The 16,415-nt window shown below is 35.9% G+C and carries 17 protein-coding genes and 1 pseudogene; 3 read left to right on the forward strand and 15 right to left on the reverse strand.

The genetic code is table 11. From position 1 onward, the window contains the following. Nucleotides 1–4 precede the first annotated feature (4 nt). Genes M5A78_RS10850 through M5A78_RS10860 form a run of 3 tightly spaced genes read right to left on the reverse strand, consistent with a single transcriptional unit; the run spans nucleotide 5 to nucleotide 4,238 of the window. Nucleotides 5–1,192, reverse strand: a complete 1,188-nt coding sequence (locus M5A78_RS10850) for a glycosyltransferase family protein (protein WP_248735294.1) — start codon at nucleotides 1,190–1,192, stop codon at nucleotides 5–7. Between the two features lie 24 nt (nucleotides 1,193–1,216). Then, nucleotides 1,217–3,202, reverse strand: coding sequence for a polysaccharide deacetylase family protein (locus tag M5A78_RS10855; RefSeq protein ID WP_248735295.1), 1,986 nt, complete (start codon nucleotides 3,200–3,202; stop codon nucleotides 1,217–1,219). Between the two features lie 49 nt (nucleotides 3,203–3,251). Beyond that, on the reverse strand, nucleotides 3,252–4,238 hold the full coding sequence (locus M5A78_RS10860; RefSeq protein ID WP_248735296.1) for a polysaccharide deacetylase family protein: 987 nt from the start codon (nucleotides 4,236–4,238) through the stop codon (nucleotides 3,252–3,254). Between the two features lie 229 nt (nucleotides 4,239–4,467). On the opposite strand from M5A78_RS10860, the gene M5A78_RS10865 reads away from it, so the two are divergent. The 3 genes and pseudogenes from M5A78_RS10865 to M5A78_RS24925 all read left to right on the forward strand — a co-directional run. After that, on the forward strand, nucleotides 4,468–5,073 hold the full coding sequence (locus M5A78_RS10865) for a polysaccharide deacetylase family protein (protein ID WP_248735297.1): 606 nt from the start codon (nucleotides 4,468–4,470) through the stop codon (nucleotides 5,071–5,073). A gap of 37 nt (nucleotides 5,074–5,110) precedes the next feature. Then, complete coding sequence (locus tag M5A78_RS10870) at nucleotides 5,111–5,719, forward strand: lytic transglycosylase (RefSeq protein ID WP_248735298.1); 609 nt, start codon at nucleotides 5,111–5,113, stop codon at nucleotides 5,717–5,719. A 117-nt stretch (nucleotides 5,720–5,836) separates the two neighbouring features. After that, nucleotides 5,837–5,962, forward strand: a pseudogene (locus tag M5A78_RS24925) (helix-turn-helix domain-containing protein); the annotation flags it as partial. A 74-nt stretch (nucleotides 5,963–6,036) separates the two neighbouring features. On the opposite strand, the gene M5A78_RS10875 reads toward M5A78_RS24925, so the two are convergent. The 12 genes from M5A78_RS10875 to M5A78_RS10930 all read right to left on the reverse strand — a co-directional run bounded on the left by M5A78_RS10875 (nucleotide 6,037) and on the right by M5A78_RS10930 (nucleotide 16,316). After that, entirely contained in the window at nucleotides 6,037–7,173 is a 1,137-nt protein-coding gene (locus M5A78_RS10875) for a UDP-N-acetylmuramoyl-tripeptide--D-alanyl-D-alanine ligase (RefSeq protein ID WP_248735299.1), read from the reverse strand. A gap of 259 nt (nucleotides 7,174–7,432) precedes the next feature. Next, nucleotides 7,433–7,522 carry a YjcZ family sporulation protein gene (locus tag M5A78_RS10880; RefSeq protein WP_248735300.1) on the reverse strand — a complete coding sequence of 30 codons (90 nt, stop codon included), beginning with the start codon at nucleotides 7,520–7,522 and terminating at the stop codon, nucleotides 7,433–7,435. 81 nt (nucleotides 7,523–7,603) lie between these two features. Beyond that, nucleotides 7,604–7,735 (reverse strand): YjcZ family sporulation protein, encoded by a 132-nt coding sequence (locus M5A78_RS10885; protein WP_248735301.1) that lies wholly within the window; start codon nucleotides 7,733–7,735, stop codon nucleotides 7,604–7,606. Between the two features lie 487 nt (nucleotides 7,736–8,222). Further along, nucleotides 8,223–8,684 carry a DinB family protein gene (locus tag M5A78_RS10890; protein ID WP_248735365.1) on the reverse strand — a complete coding sequence of 154 codons (462 nt, stop codon included), beginning with the start codon at nucleotides 8,682–8,684 and terminating at the stop codon, nucleotides 8,223–8,225. Between the two features lie 383 nt (nucleotides 8,685–9,067). Next, the gene (locus tag M5A78_RS10895; RefSeq protein WP_248735302.1) at nucleotides 9,068–10,216 is read right to left on the reverse strand and encodes a hypothetical protein; all 1,149 of its coding nucleotides are present in this window, start codon (nucleotides 10,214–10,216) and stop codon (nucleotides 9,068–9,070) included. 263 nt (nucleotides 10,217–10,479) lie between these two features. Next, nucleotides 10,480–11,436, reverse strand: coding sequence for a carbohydrate kinase family protein (locus tag M5A78_RS10900; RefSeq protein WP_248735303.1), 957 nt, complete (start codon nucleotides 11,434–11,436; stop codon nucleotides 10,480–10,482). A 29-nt stretch (nucleotides 11,437–11,465) separates the two neighbouring features. Continuing rightward, a complete protein-coding gene (locus M5A78_RS10905) occupies nucleotides 11,466–11,948 on the reverse strand; it encodes an ureidoglycolate lyase (protein WP_248735304.1) in 483 nt (160 codons plus the stop codon). 104 nt (nucleotides 11,949–12,052) lie between these two features. After that, entirely contained in the window at nucleotides 12,053–12,790 is a 738-nt protein-coding gene (locus M5A78_RS10910; RefSeq protein WP_248735305.1) for a BtpA/SgcQ family protein, read from the reverse strand. A gap of 29 nt (nucleotides 12,791–12,819) precedes the next feature. Then, entirely contained in the window at nucleotides 12,820–13,548 is a 729-nt protein-coding gene (locus tag M5A78_RS10915) for an amino acid ABC transporter ATP-binding protein (protein WP_248735306.1), read from the reverse strand. A gap of 213 nt (nucleotides 13,549–13,761) precedes the next feature. Beyond that, complete coding sequence (locus M5A78_RS10920) at nucleotides 13,762–14,421, reverse strand: amino acid ABC transporter permease (RefSeq protein WP_248735307.1); 660 nt, start codon at nucleotides 14,419–14,421, stop codon at nucleotides 13,762–13,764. 39 nt (nucleotides 14,422–14,460) lie between these two features. Beyond that, nucleotides 14,461–15,282 (reverse strand): transporter substrate-binding domain-containing protein, encoded by an 822-nt coding sequence (locus M5A78_RS10925; protein WP_248735308.1) that lies wholly within the window; start codon nucleotides 15,280–15,282, stop codon nucleotides 14,461–14,463. 32 nt (nucleotides 15,283–15,314) lie between these two features. Further along, nucleotides 15,315–16,316 (reverse strand): LacI family DNA-binding transcriptional regulator, encoded by a 1,002-nt coding sequence (locus M5A78_RS10930; protein WP_248735309.1) that lies wholly within the window; start codon nucleotides 16,314–16,316, stop codon nucleotides 15,315–15,317. Nucleotides 16,317–16,415 lie beyond the last annotated feature (99 nt).

Here is a 16,415-nt window from a genome sequence, read left to right on the forward strand (position 1 = left end):
TTAGTTATTTCTTTTTTATTTTTAAAAAATGATTAACTTCAATAATGTCCGAATTAAGTCTATTTAACTTTTTAATTTCGTCGATACTTACCCCAAATTTTCTTGATATACTCCATAAAGTATCATTTGACTGAATTACATAAACCTCATAATTTTCCTTTAATGTATCAACATAATGAATTAATTTTCCTGCTCCGGTGTTTTTCGCACTTCTCGAAAGAATACCAGCACCGATGAGGGTTTCAATTATATAGTTCGCCCGTTGCTCGTATGAGTATTTTTTTACGGATTCCATACCCGCTTTTTTTACTTTCATGCGTTCTTCAGGATGACTTAAATAGTATCTTACAAGTTCAATCGTTTCTTCAGAAGAATTACTAACGATAAGATCTTGACCTGGCGAAAATAATCTCCTAATTGTAGATGTATCATTTGTAAGAAAAAAACCTCCTGATCCTAGCACTTCATAGGTACGCTGAGTTAATTGGGTATCGTGATTTTGTACACCTAAAACAATATCCGCTGAGCTGTACACTTTATTTGCTTCCATATAAGGGATAAACCCATGAATCCATTCATCGGGAATCTTCTTACCAAGGATATGCTCCATTTGGTCCCAGTATCGGCCCCAAAAATCAATTCTTATATTTTCTTCCAGAAATGGACTGAGGAGTGAACGAAGTGCTTTAAAACGATAGTGATCCGGCCTTTTTTCATAAAGCATTGGATAACCATTCGCTACATTTGCAATAGAGACCTTATATTTTTCATGAACTTCGGAAGGAGAATGGACACTTGAGTGATATCCAAAATCTAAGTGTGCCGAAGGAATGTTTTGTTCCCGATAAAAATCAACTCTGGAGGGACAAATGGTGAAAACAAAGTCAGGTTCTATTGTTTGAATTAAAGGAAGTGAGAAGTTCAGCGTATACCCTGGATCTTCTGTTGCCCAATAGACGTTAGGAATATTTGTACACGTGACATACTTTCTGATCATTTTTTGTTTTTCTTTTGTATGTTCAGATGTGTGACCCATCGTAATGATTAAATCTGGTTGAAAACTTGATAGTATATCAACAATACTATCTTCAGTCAGAGGACCCGAAACCATGACGAAATGTCCAGCATCGCAAAATCCGTTTGGAAGACCATAAATCCACATTGGATCACTTTCTAAAAACAATACACGCATAATTATCCCTCATTAATTAAACACTCAGTTTTTTAGCATTTCACTTAATTTTACTATTTGATATCCTTGTTTTTTGAGTTCTGGTATGACTAGATTTATAGCAACTGCAGTAGGTTTCCCATTTAGATGGGCTAATACAATGTCATTGCCTGTAAGCTTTGAGAAAATACGCTTGTAAATGGTATCTACATCCGGTTCTTGCCAATCAATCGTATCTATGCTCCAATATATTGTAAAAGGAATATCTATCTGACCTGCTGCTTCCAGAACGTTCTTATTCCAATTTCCATATGGTGGACGAAGAAAAGGGCTTCCCTTATCGCCAAGAACCTTTTCAAAACATGCAAACGTTCGCTCTAATTCTAATATGATTTCATTTTTGGTCAATTTCGTCAGGTCCGGATGACTATACGTATGATTTGCAATTTCATGGCCGTCAGAAACGATTCTTTTCGCAAGAAGAGGATATTTCTCTACCCATTCCCCCGTTAAAAACATTGTTGTTTGTACATTATTACTTTTTAAAACATCTAAAATCATTTCCGTATGTTCTGCACTAGCACCAGCATCAAATGTTAAGGAAATCATTTTGTCATCTTTTAAACCTTTAGAAATGAGAACAGAAGGTAACGATATTGAGTTGATATACTCCCTATCAATCTTTAAGAGTTGACCGGCGTAAATAAAATCTGTTGCTAAATGATTATCATTTTTAAGTTTTTCTACTGAAATGCCAAACTCCTTTGAGATCTTCCCCAACGTTTCTCCATGACAAATGGTATAGTAATCGTATTTATTATCTATATCATCCTTCATTTTCTTTTCTAGTAATCTAATTTTCAAAGGGAGGCCAGTATCAATAATATTTGAAGTTAATCCATTTAACTGTTTTAACTGATCAATGGCCACGCCAAATTCCTTAGATATTCGATACAGCGTATCCCCATTTTGAACTTTATAAAATTCAAATTCACCCTTTTGATAAGTAGTTCTTTTTTCCATTTTTAAACTGTAAACACTTTTCCCTTTTTTAAAGACCCCATTTTTCTCTAAAACATCTAACATATATTGGGCTCTAGCTTTATAAGAGTGAATCAGTACTGCTTCAAGGCCCTGCTTTTGAATTTTTTTCCTGTCCTTCGGTTGAAGAAGGAAATGGTTAACCAATTCAAGAGTTTCTTCAGGGGATGATGATGTAATTAAATCTTGTCCTGCCGTAAAGACCCGATTGACTTCGGATGTGCTGTTTGTTAGTAAAAATCCTCCAGATCCCAGTACTTCATATGTTCGCTGCGTTAATTGTGTCGGCAGGTTTTGCAAACCTATAATTATATCAGAAGAACTATACACTTTATTTGCACTCGTATAATCAATATATCCACGAATCCAATCCTTAGGAATTTCTACACCCAAATGCGGACCCATATGCTCCCAATTGTTGCCATAAAAATTTATACGAACATTATTCTCAATTATTGGTTTAATTAAGTTTTTCATTGATTGATGACGGAAGTGACCTGGAAAATAAGAAAGCTTTTTTGGATAGCCATTCGCAACAATAGCTACTGGAGAATAGAATTGGGAATCAATCTCTAAAGGAAAATGAACTTTTGGATGATATCCAAAATCTAAATGCTCCGAAGGGATTCCCAAATTTCTGTAGTACTTTACCCGATCCCGGCAAATGGTAAACACAAAGTCCGGATGGGTTCGACGAATATAAGGCATTGTAAAAATTTCAGTGGATGTCGGGTCTTCTGTTGCCCAATATACATGTGGAACATTTTCATTTATGGTACCTTCATAAATTTTATTTTGTTTGTCTATCGTTGAATTTTCAGGACCCCAGCCCATTGTAATAATTAAATCTGGTTGAAATTCTGAAATCAGTTTAGGAATATTCAGATCATCTAATGGACCTGAAATTCTTACTTGATGCCCAGCATCGATAAATCCGTTTGGTAATCCATGAATCCACATTGGGTGACTTTCCAAGAATAAAATGCGCATCAAATCACTCCTTACTACTCTTGATTGGCAAAAATTTTTAATTAAAGCATTATTCCAGTAACATCGGGACCGTTACAATTTCATATCCTTCATTTATTAACTTATCAATAATCTTAGGTAAAGCCTTAACTGTTCCATCAAGCCTGCCTGTTGTTGAATGAAAGCAGTGCTGTAAAATAATTGCCCCTTCTGTTAAATCTCTATCTACGATTGAAATAATCTCTTCATTTGTTAATCCAGACCAATCCAGTGTATCTACTGACCACAAAATTACCTTATAACCTAATTCATTGATTATTTGAATGTCCGATTTAGTAAAAAAACCATATGGGGGACGAAGTATTGATGTTGATCTTCCCATGTGTGACCTGATTACCGCTTCGGTGGATTCAATTTCATTTTTAATCTCAGCAGTTGTTAGTTCTATAAAATTTGGATGGCTCCAGCTATGGTTGCCTACCTCATGTCCTTCATTAATAATTCTTTTAAATACTTCGGGATAGTAACGAACTTGTTGACCAATTACAAAAAAAGTCGCTTGAACTTTTTTTTCGTAGAGGATGTCTAATATCTTAGGAGTATTAATATTATCTGGTCCGTCATCAAAGGTTAAAGCTACCCTTTTTTTATTTGTCTGTCCTTTATAAAAAACAGTTTCATCATTTTTAAAAGAAAGATTGGTTAGTAAATTTATTGTATGGGAATTTGAACATTCTAAAATAGACATTCCTAGTTTTTGACTGACATATTGAAACGGGACAAAGATTTTTTCATCATACTCAAAAGGCATAACCACTAAAGTGTCGTATTTTGTTTGATTTTCTTCTTCTAATAAAACCACAAATTGATCTTTATAGAATGTTATTGTTATGTTATTTTTTTTAAGTGTTATTGACTGTTGTTCCCCATTACAGTCTACTAAAACATTAGTATGCTTAAAAAATATGGCTGGAATCATAATATATCCATTATTTTCATAGTAATTGCTCTGAACCTGATAGCCATCAACATAAATATCAATTTTCTGTACGTTCATTATTTTTTCACCAACTTCTAGTACCCATTTTATTTTGATATTAAAAGATCCTCGAAAATATAGTATGTACACATTAGAAAGATGTATAGGGAGTTTGCCTTTAATGCAACACAAATGGGTTTTATCAGAAAATTATTAGAGTCACATTTATATTAATAATGATATCTATGTATACCTTTTTTTTGTTCTTACATATATTAAATAATCATCAACAGCAGGGGGGAACAACATGAAGAATAAATTCTTGATGCCTATTTATTATGGCAATGAAACCATTCCAATGATTTCTTTTATAGTAAATGTAGCTTGGGGAAATGAGCATCTAATAAATTTGTTAGATTTACTTAAGAAAAAGAATATTAGCCTTACTTTTTTTCTCGAAGGAAGGTGGGTTGAACAGCATCCTGAATTGGCCCTTATGATTAAAGATTCGAATCATGAGATTGGAAATCACTCCTATTCTCACGAGGATATGAGAAACCTATCGGCAGAAGAAATTCGTTTGGAGATTACTAAAACCAATGAAATAATAAACGAAGTATTAGAGGTGAAACCTAAATACTTCACCCCTCCATATGGAAGTTTTGATACAAGAGTCATTGAAGAAGCTGCACGAGTGAATATGGTAACGATTTTATGGTCACTGGATACATTCGATTGGAAGATTGGAAATCCCAATGAGATCATTAATAATATTGTTCCTAACATCGAAAATGGCTCAATCATTTTGATGCACCCAACTGAATCATCACTTAAAGCACTTCCATATATGATTGAAAAAGCTTTGGAAAAAAATTTTAAAATTGTAAGCATAAATGAGATGTTAAATTTTTAAAGGGAAATTCTTAATTTTACCCGGGAGGAGTATAAAAGTGAGTAAAAACGATAATAGAAAATTCACACAATACATTGTAAAAGAAGGCGATACTTTATGGGGTTTATCAAATAAATTTGGAGTTACCATCAGTCAATTGAAAGAACTTAACAAACTTTCTTCTGATACCATTTTTATCGATCAGGTACTAAGAATTAAAGAATTCCCCGAAATAGATGACATCATCCTACCTCCAGATTTAATAAATAATGATCGGATCTTAAATTGGATAACACCCATAAAAAATTCTTCGCTAAAATACGAAATTCCTTTTCCAATATTATTTGGTATTATGTTGGCTGAGAGTAGTGGTGACCCCTATATAGTATCAAAAAAAGGAGCCATTGGATTAATGCAATTATTGCCGCAAACTGCCAATTGGTTATCTGTCAATCCTTGTGACCCCATACAGTCGATTGATGGGGCGGCCAGGTATGTAAAAGAGCTTTTTGATGAGTTTAAGGATTGGGAATTTGTAGTTGCTGCATATAATGCCGGGCCTGATAAAGTAAAAAAGTATGGTGGTATCCCCCCAATTGAAGAAACTCGTGAGTATGTCCAAAAGGTTTTTTCTTATTCCAATTGCAGACTAAAAAACACCTTCTGAAGAAAACCAGAAGTGATGTGAACCCCCTAGGGTTGGACTAGAATCTCAACTTAGGGGGTTTTTAGTATGGTCAAATTCTCCAGTGAATTTAGGGAAAAGGTTGTTTTAGAATAATGGATGAATACTAACAGAGCTTCATTAACCGAAGTAGCTCAACATTTTGATATTTCCAAACTAAGTACGATATGGTCATGGCAACGGAAATTCGAAGAGAAAGGAGTCGAAGCTCTGTTTAAGCGGAGAGGGAGAGCTAAATCAAAGCATTCAAAAAAGAAAATCCGACTTACGGTTAACGTCGATTTACCCAAATTTAATCATCACTTTGATAATATACTACATATAAATTTTACCGTTTCATATAATTCTATTTCGTTTGATTCTTTATCACAAAGAAAACCCATCAACAAAAGTGTAGTTTTCGGCTTCAAGGATTCCTTTATCGTATTAACAAATTGATCAATAGAGGAAATATTTACAACATTATCATTTAGAAAACCTGATTCTACAGCTCCTTGTCCAATGTACTTTCCATCTTTTCCAAAAGTGTAAAGGTAATTAATATTTTTCTGGGCAGCTACATATCTGCCTACCTTTTTATGTTCTTCGACCGAATAGTTTCCTAATTCAACCATATGCCCTAAGAATGCAATATTTTTCCCCTCTCCAATATTATCTAAAACATCAATTGCTGCTTTCACTGCACTTGGCTTTGCATCATAAGTGTAAGAAATTAATGTAATTTCATCTTTAAAGCATTGAACATTCAACTTATAATAGTCAGGATATTTTATGCCATAGGTTTCTAGCCCAACCAGAATCTCATTAAATGTAAATCCTAACCGATCCGCAAGAGCAATAGCAAATAAAGCATTATAAACATTGTGCTTCCCAAAAACCGGGATTTTATAAGTATAATCTATTCCATTAATAGGAACTTGAAAGATCATACCAGTTTTGGTGTAAGCAATTTGGCTGGCATAGTAATTGGCCTCCTTTGTGAAACCAACTGTTATTATTTCACCCTTATACCCTTTAATATTTAATAATTTTGAATTGATATCATCCTCATTTAATAGTAAAATCCCTTGCGGCTTAATGTTTAAAATCAATTCTGACTTTGCGGAAGCCACCCCTTCTATTCCCTGGTCATTAAAATTCCCAATATGAGCACTTCCTACATTAGTTATAATCCCTATGTTGGGTTGGATTAGATTACAATGTTTAGTAATATCACCCGAGTATCTCATACCATATTCTAAAACAACTGCCTTATAAGATGGATCTAGTTGTTTTGCATACTGAGATGTAAACCAAACGTCATTCCCGTTTTCAAAGGATTTAAATGTTTTCCAACGATTTTGCAATATAGAAGCGATCATTTCTTTTGTTGTCGTTTTCCCTGCACTTCCAGTAATTGCAATGATCGGCCTCTCCGTTATCGTGGTATCGTCCACTCAAAAATCACCTCTAATCAGTTGATTTCCATTAATTCCTGTTTATCATAGCTTTATTTTATGTCCGTTATGACAAAATAGTAACGGCTTTTTTTCTCTACTTTTTTGGTTATATATCCACCCCACTGTTCCCTTTTGGTCTCGAAAAAACAGGTCTCTTCGACCGTATTCCAAAAATGGTATTTAATTCATCCTCCGTTTATTCCAGAGGTTTATATGACAAAAGGACAGGTTAACTCAACCTGCCCTTACGTACAATTTAGTAGCCCATAAAAGAAGCTCCGACAATGATAAGCAGAATAAACAAAACGACGACTAACGCAAAAGCGCTTCCCATTCCATCACCCATGAATAGCACCTCCAGTACTTGCTTATTCAAATGCAAATATTAGCAGAAACTGGAGCCCAACCTACCTGTGTTCCGTGCAATTTAGTAGCGCATGAAAGAAGTTCCGACAATGATAAGCAGAATGAACAATACAACAATTAAAACAAATGTTGAACCTCCGCCATATCCACCGCCGTATCCATATCCGCCGCCGTATCCATATCCAAAGCCCATATTTATCACCACCAATTAGATTATTCGAAGGAAAAACCCCTCACTACATATATATTTTTTAAGACAAGGATGGTTTGGACAATCGTATATTGTTAAGACACAATCAGCGATTTGCTTAAAAAAATTTTAAAAATGAAAAGAAGCGTCTGCAATACATGCAAACGCCTCTTCGGAGGTAATAATATATGCTGAGCAGTCGGTGGTAGTAATAACATATGCACTCAGAATAAAAGTGAATGGACAAGTGCTGATTAAAAGTAAATTTAGCAGGGAATAAGAAAAGCGCAAGGCTCCCGGTTAACAGCGTATACGTCAATCATTGGTATTATAATTCCTCCTTAATAGGAAAGTATGTTGGCTTACAAATAAAAAAACAAAGCTGATTATCATAGTCTACGAGAATGATCACGGTTTCCATAATAGTAAGCTTTTTCATCGACTACTTTTATGTATTCCTCACCGTTCTGTCTCTGAATCTTTTTACCTGTTATTTTTTCAACTTAGTGATCATTTTCTTGATAATGCGAATTTGACCTCTGTGGCTTAGTTCATCCTCGAATACATGAAACCATTTGAAGTAATTGTTTGCAGGACGATCCCACCAAAAAGGAGTTTGTTCAAATAACCATTCATCTGGCAGGGCTTTAAATCTTTCGATTGTAGTGTTTCTAACATCGGCTAATTCCTGGAGATAATAATCTATTGTTTTCCCTTTAAAATGCTCTCTTCCTAAGCTTCCTAATTCCAGCCCCGGATTTAAACGGTTGAGTTCATCATTGGTGAAGTCCCGATTTTCAAAGGTTATAATCTGATACGCCTTTTCCACGGTTGCCATATGAGCAAGTAGCATCCCAATAGAGTTGGCTTCCTCATCATAAAGAAAATCCAACTCAGCAACCGTTAAATCCTTAACAGCATTTATTGTCGTAACTCTCGTATAATTCATCATCGAAACTAACTTGCTGAACTCCAAACCTAAGCCATCCTTTTGATCAATTACATATAATGTTTCAATATCTAAGGTCACATCTCTCACTCCTATTTTCCAAAAATAATTCCACTAGTTTTAATTCTGCTAATAAATCGGAAAATCCTTTAAAATGGCCCCTAACCCATTTTGTTCTCAGCATGGAACGTCACGTAGTTCCACCTTAATACCGGGAGAAAGCATAATTAAAAAATATGAGCCTGTTAGTAAAAAAAGCGGATTCAAAAATATTCCATGTTTATTAGTCATAAATACGGTTTTATCTTTAATAATTTCGTAAATAGCGAGAGCAGAAATATTCCCAAATTTTCCTAGATCATGTAGGATTTTCGCCGCTTTGACTTTTAATTTAAATCAAGACGATCAAGCTGCTTTCTTATTGCCGCATTCTGGTCTTTGTTGTTCTTTAATTCATGCAGAATGGCTAAATCGGGATTTGTTGCATAAATTTTGAGAATCATTGCTTTTATATTTGCGGGGTCTAAAGTGCCATCACCCAGTGGCAAATGAGAGTCGTAAGCGGATAATACAATATCAACACCATAATTCTCCTGCATATCCCAACTATCAAGGGCCACAATCTCTTCATAATAATGACCTGTCAGCTTACCATTCCGGAAAAACTCTGTCGTTTTCAACACACAATCCGATAGGTGTAGACAACCTACGCGCTTAACTAGTTCCAAATCAAGAATATTGTATTCCAACCACTTCTCTGCAAGCATATTTGGCTTATTACCATACATCTGTTGCATTTCAACCATTCGTGCGCTAATTTCGCTGTCCGGTAGGAAGAATCGAGCACATTTTTTCTTCTCGTCAAAGCCTAGAGCATGAAGCAGATGATTAATATCCCATCCAATTTTGACTTTTTGAAACGGATCATAGAGCTGGCTGTACATCAATTTGTAATCTTCCGCGGTCTGCAAACCATGCTCCAATCCCCAACCCGCGTTTTCTACTTCAATCGACGGTGAGTCTTCTGTCAGTAACTTCCGATCCATTAAATAATTTAAAAACTGCTGAATCATGTAGATCATCGCCTGCCGAATGTCCGCTTTCGAGATCGTATACTCCCATTTTCCGTCAATCGGCGCGTAATCTATCAGATGATAAATATAAGAGTGTGCTTTCAGCTCAGTAGCAATCTGATATTCCTGTGCCCATCTTTTAAACATATGAACACCCGTCAGGTCACCATAATAGCGGGCGACCTCCTCTTGACCTCCAAACCGTTCTACCAGTTCATTAAAATGATTTTTTGTAAGAAAACTAGTTGGATAAGCCCAGTAAGAGCAATGAATTCTTCTTACGTTTAAAGTACGAAGTTTAAGAAGGATCTCTTCTTTATGATCATACAAATCCTGATCTCTGGGAAACATATCATCCATAAAAACTTCCATTCCATCGAGCCCATACTCTACACAGAATTCATCCATCGTTACATATTGTTTTTCATCAAAAAATTCTGCTTTATACGTTGAATATTGCATCTGCTTATCATCCTTTCCGTTATTTAATCATTAATGCTAGATCCTCACAGGCTTAATCTGCTTTGATTGAATTGTTTTGTTTCGCTTCTTCCAGAAATAGAACACAGCTAGGCCGAGAAAGACAACGCTCAATCCGCCATATTATCAATATCGGGTCGGTGTATCCCTACAATAAGAATCAGCTTAATTGCTTGGTCTGATAAATGCCAGGAACCATCCAATGATTTGAATGGTTCCTAGTACTATTATCTATTCTGAATATTTTATAAAAAAATATTGAAATCATCAGTATATAAACCTTTTACCTTCATGAAATCAAGTATTTCTTGAACTGTGGCAACTCCCCCACGTGCTCCCATGATTGTTACGGCTCGTGCTGCAGCAGCATTTGCAAAATTAGCTGCCAAACGTAAATCATGACATTTATTAAGTGCATGTAAAAAGGAACTACAAAAGGTATCACCTGCACCGGTAACATCCACAACATCAACAGGGATTCCTTGCACATGAAGATGCTGATCTTTTGTGTAAACAAGACAGCCTTCCTCTGCTAAAGTTACAACTACAATTTCCGTACCATTGCTCAATAATTGGGATGCTGCTTCATCAAAGGATAAACCGTTTCTGTACACATCAAATCCAACCTTATTGAAAAAAGCGATATCCATTTCTTTGAAGAATATTTCGTCTCCCTCTTCAATTAGGCCGACATCAAGATCATAGACTATTTTGGTTCCAGATTCTCTAATCTTTTTAATAATATCAATCGCATTCATATTACCGCAGCGCAATGGTTTTATTTCTACAATCGTTGTATATACATACTTAGCCTTGCACATAGCTTCGAGAATTTCTGGAGTAATTTCAAAATGCTTAATACCCAAAGTTGGTATAAATAATGTATGTTCATCTTCCGTTAGAATAATCATACATTTTGAATCAGGCAGACGATCATCATACAATATATATTGAGTGTCGATACCATTATCTCTTAAATTTTCACAAAGCATCTTTGTAATATTTCCACTATTGAGGAGAGAGAGAAAGTGAACGTTTTCGCGAAATCCAGAATACACACAAGCGGCATTTGCTATACTTCCACCCATTTGCGGCTCTAATGTTTCGACTAGAACCTTTTCTCTTATTTTCGGCCAGTATGGTGCCCGATAATATTCATCAAGAGCAACATCTCCAACGAAAAAAGAATAGTCTTTTTTCATAAATAAACCTCCATAAAATTCCACTTATGCTAAATTTGCAACTCAATAGGATCACCGTGTATGTCCATCCATTCTGTTGGCTCACCTTCATATTCTTCAGCCAACCAATAGTAACGAACAGATTTATTAATACCATGACAGGCATCATGCCAAATTCCTTTATTTAATACAATAACTTCCCCAGGCTGAATAATAACAGCTTCGACTTCTGAAGCCAGTGGCTGCTTGCTTTCCCCGCAATTTGCTATTGCAACAACAATTGGATCAGATAGACAAAAAAGTGCTTCCTGTGTATGTAAATGCCTTTCCATCTTATTTATTTTGCATGGAAGAGGTGTTCCTTGAGTAATTCCTAGACTTCCAGGAGAACTAATAATTGGGACCTGTGTTCTAAAGTCGTTCCAGCCATCCCCTTGTGAGGCCCATAAATTATCTGAAGCAGAATTCATGTTATAATAAACACCATACTTTGAAAAATCTATTTTCGAAACAGGAACTGCTTTTATTTCCATCTATGTCACCTCTGGCCTTCTATCAAAATTTGTGCAATTTGGATTTACATAGCCCCATGCCACAAATGATTGTCTCCGTTATCTTTATATTTTGTTTTGTCACGTCAATCTTGTACCGCTTTCATAAAAGATTTAACATGATTAACGCTAACGTCCCCAGTATCTTTATAACTATCTTTCAAATAGCTACCAACGATTGCACCATCTGCAATGGCAAGTTGAGTACCGCAATTTTCCGCGGTTAAACCAGCACCAACTATTAGCGGAAAATCTTTACCTATTATTGTTCTAAATTCTTTTATTTTTTCTAGATTAGTTTCCATGCCAGTGCCTGTGCCGGTTACAACAATCCCGTCACATATGCTCATACCTATTCTTAGGTCTTCCTCTAAAGACCTTCCAGAAAGGTATGGCTGATATTTAAACCTTACCCCTCCTAGTACAAATACCTTCGTTTGTGATCTCATATGATTAATCAACCTATGATACTTTCCATCTTCTTCAATATTCAAATGTCCTGCTACAGAATCAAGCTGAATAAACTTTGCCTCATATTTTGTAGCAAGTTCAAAAGCCTTTTTGTCATCATCGAGAATATTAATTCCGTAGATTATATTTGTCCGTTCCTTATAAATATACTTAAGTACTTCCTCCACATCATCTGGGCTGCCAAAATAGTTTTCGACTATCACTGCATCGATTCCATTTTCTATTAATAAATCTATTTCTTTTTTAGCAATTTTCAGCATTTCATCTCTACCGTTACCTTTAAGATGAATCATGGCTAATACAGGCTTTCTCGTTTGGAACAAATCTAAGAACCTTTTACTTTGATATTCCATTTTTTCACCCCGAGTACGTCATAAAATAGTCAATGATTGATTACTTTAGCTAAAAAATCTTTTGCTCTTTCTGTCTGCGGATTTGAGAAAAATTGTTCAGGATGTGCAGTCTCTACAATTTTACCTTCGGCCATGAAAACAATTTTATCGCAAATTTCTCTCGCAAAGCCCATCTCATGTGTCACAACTACCATTGTCATTCCGGTTAAGGCCAGCTTGCGAATGGAGTCCAAAACCTCTTTAATCATTTCCGGATCCAACGCAGATGTTGGCTCATCAAAAAGCATGAGTTGCGGCTCCATTGCCAATGCCCGTGCAATCGCTACCCTTTGCTGTTGACCTCCTGAAAGTTGACCCGGATATTCGTTACACTTTTCCTCTAATCCCAAAGAAGCGAGGAGCGCTTTCCCCTTTGTTTCGGCATCGTGGGAGCGCATTTTCTTTACGTGAATTGGGGCATAGGTTACATTTTGCAGTGCTGTTAAATGCGGATAAAGATTAAACGATTGAAACACAAAGCCGATATTAGTTCGTAATTGGTTTATATTGGTTTGTTTAGAATGAACAGAGACTCCTTTTACGAGAATTTCGCCTTCTTGAATTGATTCTAAGGCATTTATTGACCGAATTAATGTACTTTTTCCTGCACCACTCGGACCAATTAATGCATATATCTGTGATTTTGGAACTTCTAAATTGATATTATCCAACACTATCTTGCTACCATAACTTTTTGAAACTGATTTAATGGATATCAATCAAGGATCACCTCATTTTCCGAATAGATCAATAGATTATAGTCAATTAGTTTCTTTAAAATATTCTTCAATAAAGATAAGTAAAATGATCTTAGTATAGGCAAGGGTTATCTAACCCTCGCCATATTTTGTGTGCATTACTAATTTTCCAGCCTTTAACGCCGCGATATTAGCTCACATGTTTACTTCAATTTCTTCGTTATAACGTTATTTCTATTCGGCAACCTTATACTTTTTCTCAAAGAAACGAATGATTTGTGATAGCGTAAACGTGATCACAAAATAGATTAAAGCAATAAATGACCAAACCTCTAATGAACGTAAAGAGGTTGTTACAATATTTCGCCCATATAATGTAAGATCCATTACCCCAATAACAGAAACTAATGAAGAATCTTTAATCAAAATAATAAATTGGGAAGCCATCGGCGGTAAGATTTTACGAAAAGCCTGTGGTAAAATGATCAGACGCATCGCTTGAACATATGTCATACCAGAAGATCTGGCAGCTTCCATTTGCCCCCGTGGTACTGACTGAATTCCAGCACGAACGATTTCTGCAATAAATGCACCCGCAAAGAGTGCCAAGCCTAAAATTGCTGACAAATAGGATCCCAATTTCAACATAGAACCAAGGACAAAGTAAATCCATAATAATAAAACAAGCAACGGAACTCCCCGGAACACTTCAACGTAGGCTGCCGCAAGCCAGGAAATAAATTTATTACGAGAAACACGACCTAGCCCTAAAATAATTCCAATCGGAATACTTAATAACAGAGCAAACGCGGATATTTTTAAGCTCAGATAAGCTCCTTTGACAAATAGGTCTATGTTGTCATAAATCACACTCCAGTCAAACATATATCCCATACAATTGCCTCCTGATCATTCTTGAAAGTTTCTTTGATTTTACTGTTTCACATCGTTTATCCAATCGAAATCTTTAAACCATTTTTCTTGAGAAGCCAATTCTTCTGTGCTTCCTAGGTATTCGTAAAGGAAAGAGTTAAGCCATTGAACTGTTTGCAGGTCGCCATGTGGAACCATCACACCAAGATTCTCTTTGCTAGCAAGTTCATAGATGCCGCGTACACCCTTTTGCATCTTTTCAGTCATCCTGACAAGTGGTTCATCGAAAATCACCGCATCAAGATCCCCTTTTTGTAAGGCCATAACGGCTTCTGCGTAATCATCAAAATCAACAATAGTTGCCTTTTTAAAACCTCCCTTTGCATATAAAGAACCGGTAGTCCCCTGTTGGGCACCAATTTTTTTCCCTTCTTTATCGAAGTCCTGGTAAGATTTGGACGTGGTATCTTTAGATGAAACTAATAAAACCTGCCCTGTTGCATAATACGGATCACTGAAACTAACTGCTTTTGCCCTATCACCGCGGATAGTGGTTGCAGCGATCACCATATCAATTTCGCCCGTTTGCAGTGCTGGAATTAAGGCCTCAAATTTATATTGCTTAAACTCAACTTTTACGCCTAAAGATTTCGCAATTGCCCTTCCTAAATCCATATCATAACCTAGATAATTCCCTTTTTTATCAAGCATTTCAAATGAAAAATATCCTGGTGCCGTACCAACTACCAGCTTCTTATTCTTTTGCACCTTATCTACGACTGACGGAACAGAATCCTTACCATTTGTTTCTTGACTACAAGCATTAACAAACACCATTAGAAGACAAATTAATGTAATGCTTAGTATTTTTCTTGCCATCATTTACTTCCTCCCTTTAGTAAGAAACTATCTCTTCAATGAGCTTTTATGGTTGAATCCCGTTTGATTAATGTCACGTCTAATTCATAAACATTGTCTTCCTCAAGTAAACCGTTGATTTTGTTAATTAATATTTTTGCAGCTTTCTCGCCCAATTCATAGATTGGCTGTGCAATTGTTGTTAGTTCCGGCTGAGTAATTTCAGTTAGGTAGATGCCATCAAAACCACACACAGCCAAATCTTCGGGAATTTTCTTTCCCATCTGATGCAATGCCTTTAATACCCCAACAGCCATCAAATCATTTCCAGCAAAAATACCATCAACGTCTGGATGTTTTTCCAAGAGCATTTTTGTAGCTTCAAAGCCCCCATTAATAGTAAAGTGCCCAGGAACAAGTAATGTTGGAGAATACCAAGAAAATGAATGAACCATCTCTTCATATCCTTCAAGTCGATTTTTTGCAGTTTGATCACCTATTGGTCCGTATATATGTGCAATTTTCTTACAGCCAATTTCTAACAAATGACTAACCGCCATTCGAGCTCCTTCACGGTTTTTAGCTCGAATAATACTACATGACTCCATTGTCGAGGAATAATCTAATACAACAAGAGAAATATTGTCCTTTTTCAACTGTTCAATATCCTCTATCCTCAAAGTGTTAGACGCAAATACGATCCCATCAATGTATTTTTTTCGAAGCACCTCTATATACGACTGCTCTTTTGAAACAAGTCCATCCGAGTTACAAAGAATAACCGTAAATCCATTCGATTGAGCAACATCTTCTACAGCCCTAACGATATCCGAAAAGAATGGGTTTGAAATGTTAGGCAGGATCAACGCAATCGTCTGTGTTTTTTTGCTTGCCAGCCCCTGAGCCACTAGATTGGGCTCATATTTTAATTGTTCCATTGCTTTTTTTACTCTCTTTTGAGTTTCAGGATTAACGGTACTAATTTGATTGATAACTCGTGAAACCGTCGCTACTGAAACATCTGATAGTTTTGCTACATCTCTAATAGTTGCTGCCACTTTATAGATCACCCCCAAACAATATATATGTAACCGGTTTTTACTAGCATGTAAAAAGTCGATTATATCAATAACTAATTGCACTGAAACCGGTTACTT

It is taken from the genome of Neobacillus rhizosphaerae (genome assembly GCF_937468385.1).
Taxonomy (GTDB): Bacteria; Bacillota; Bacilli; order Bacillales; family Cytobacillaceae; genus Neobacillus; species Neobacillus rhizosphaerae.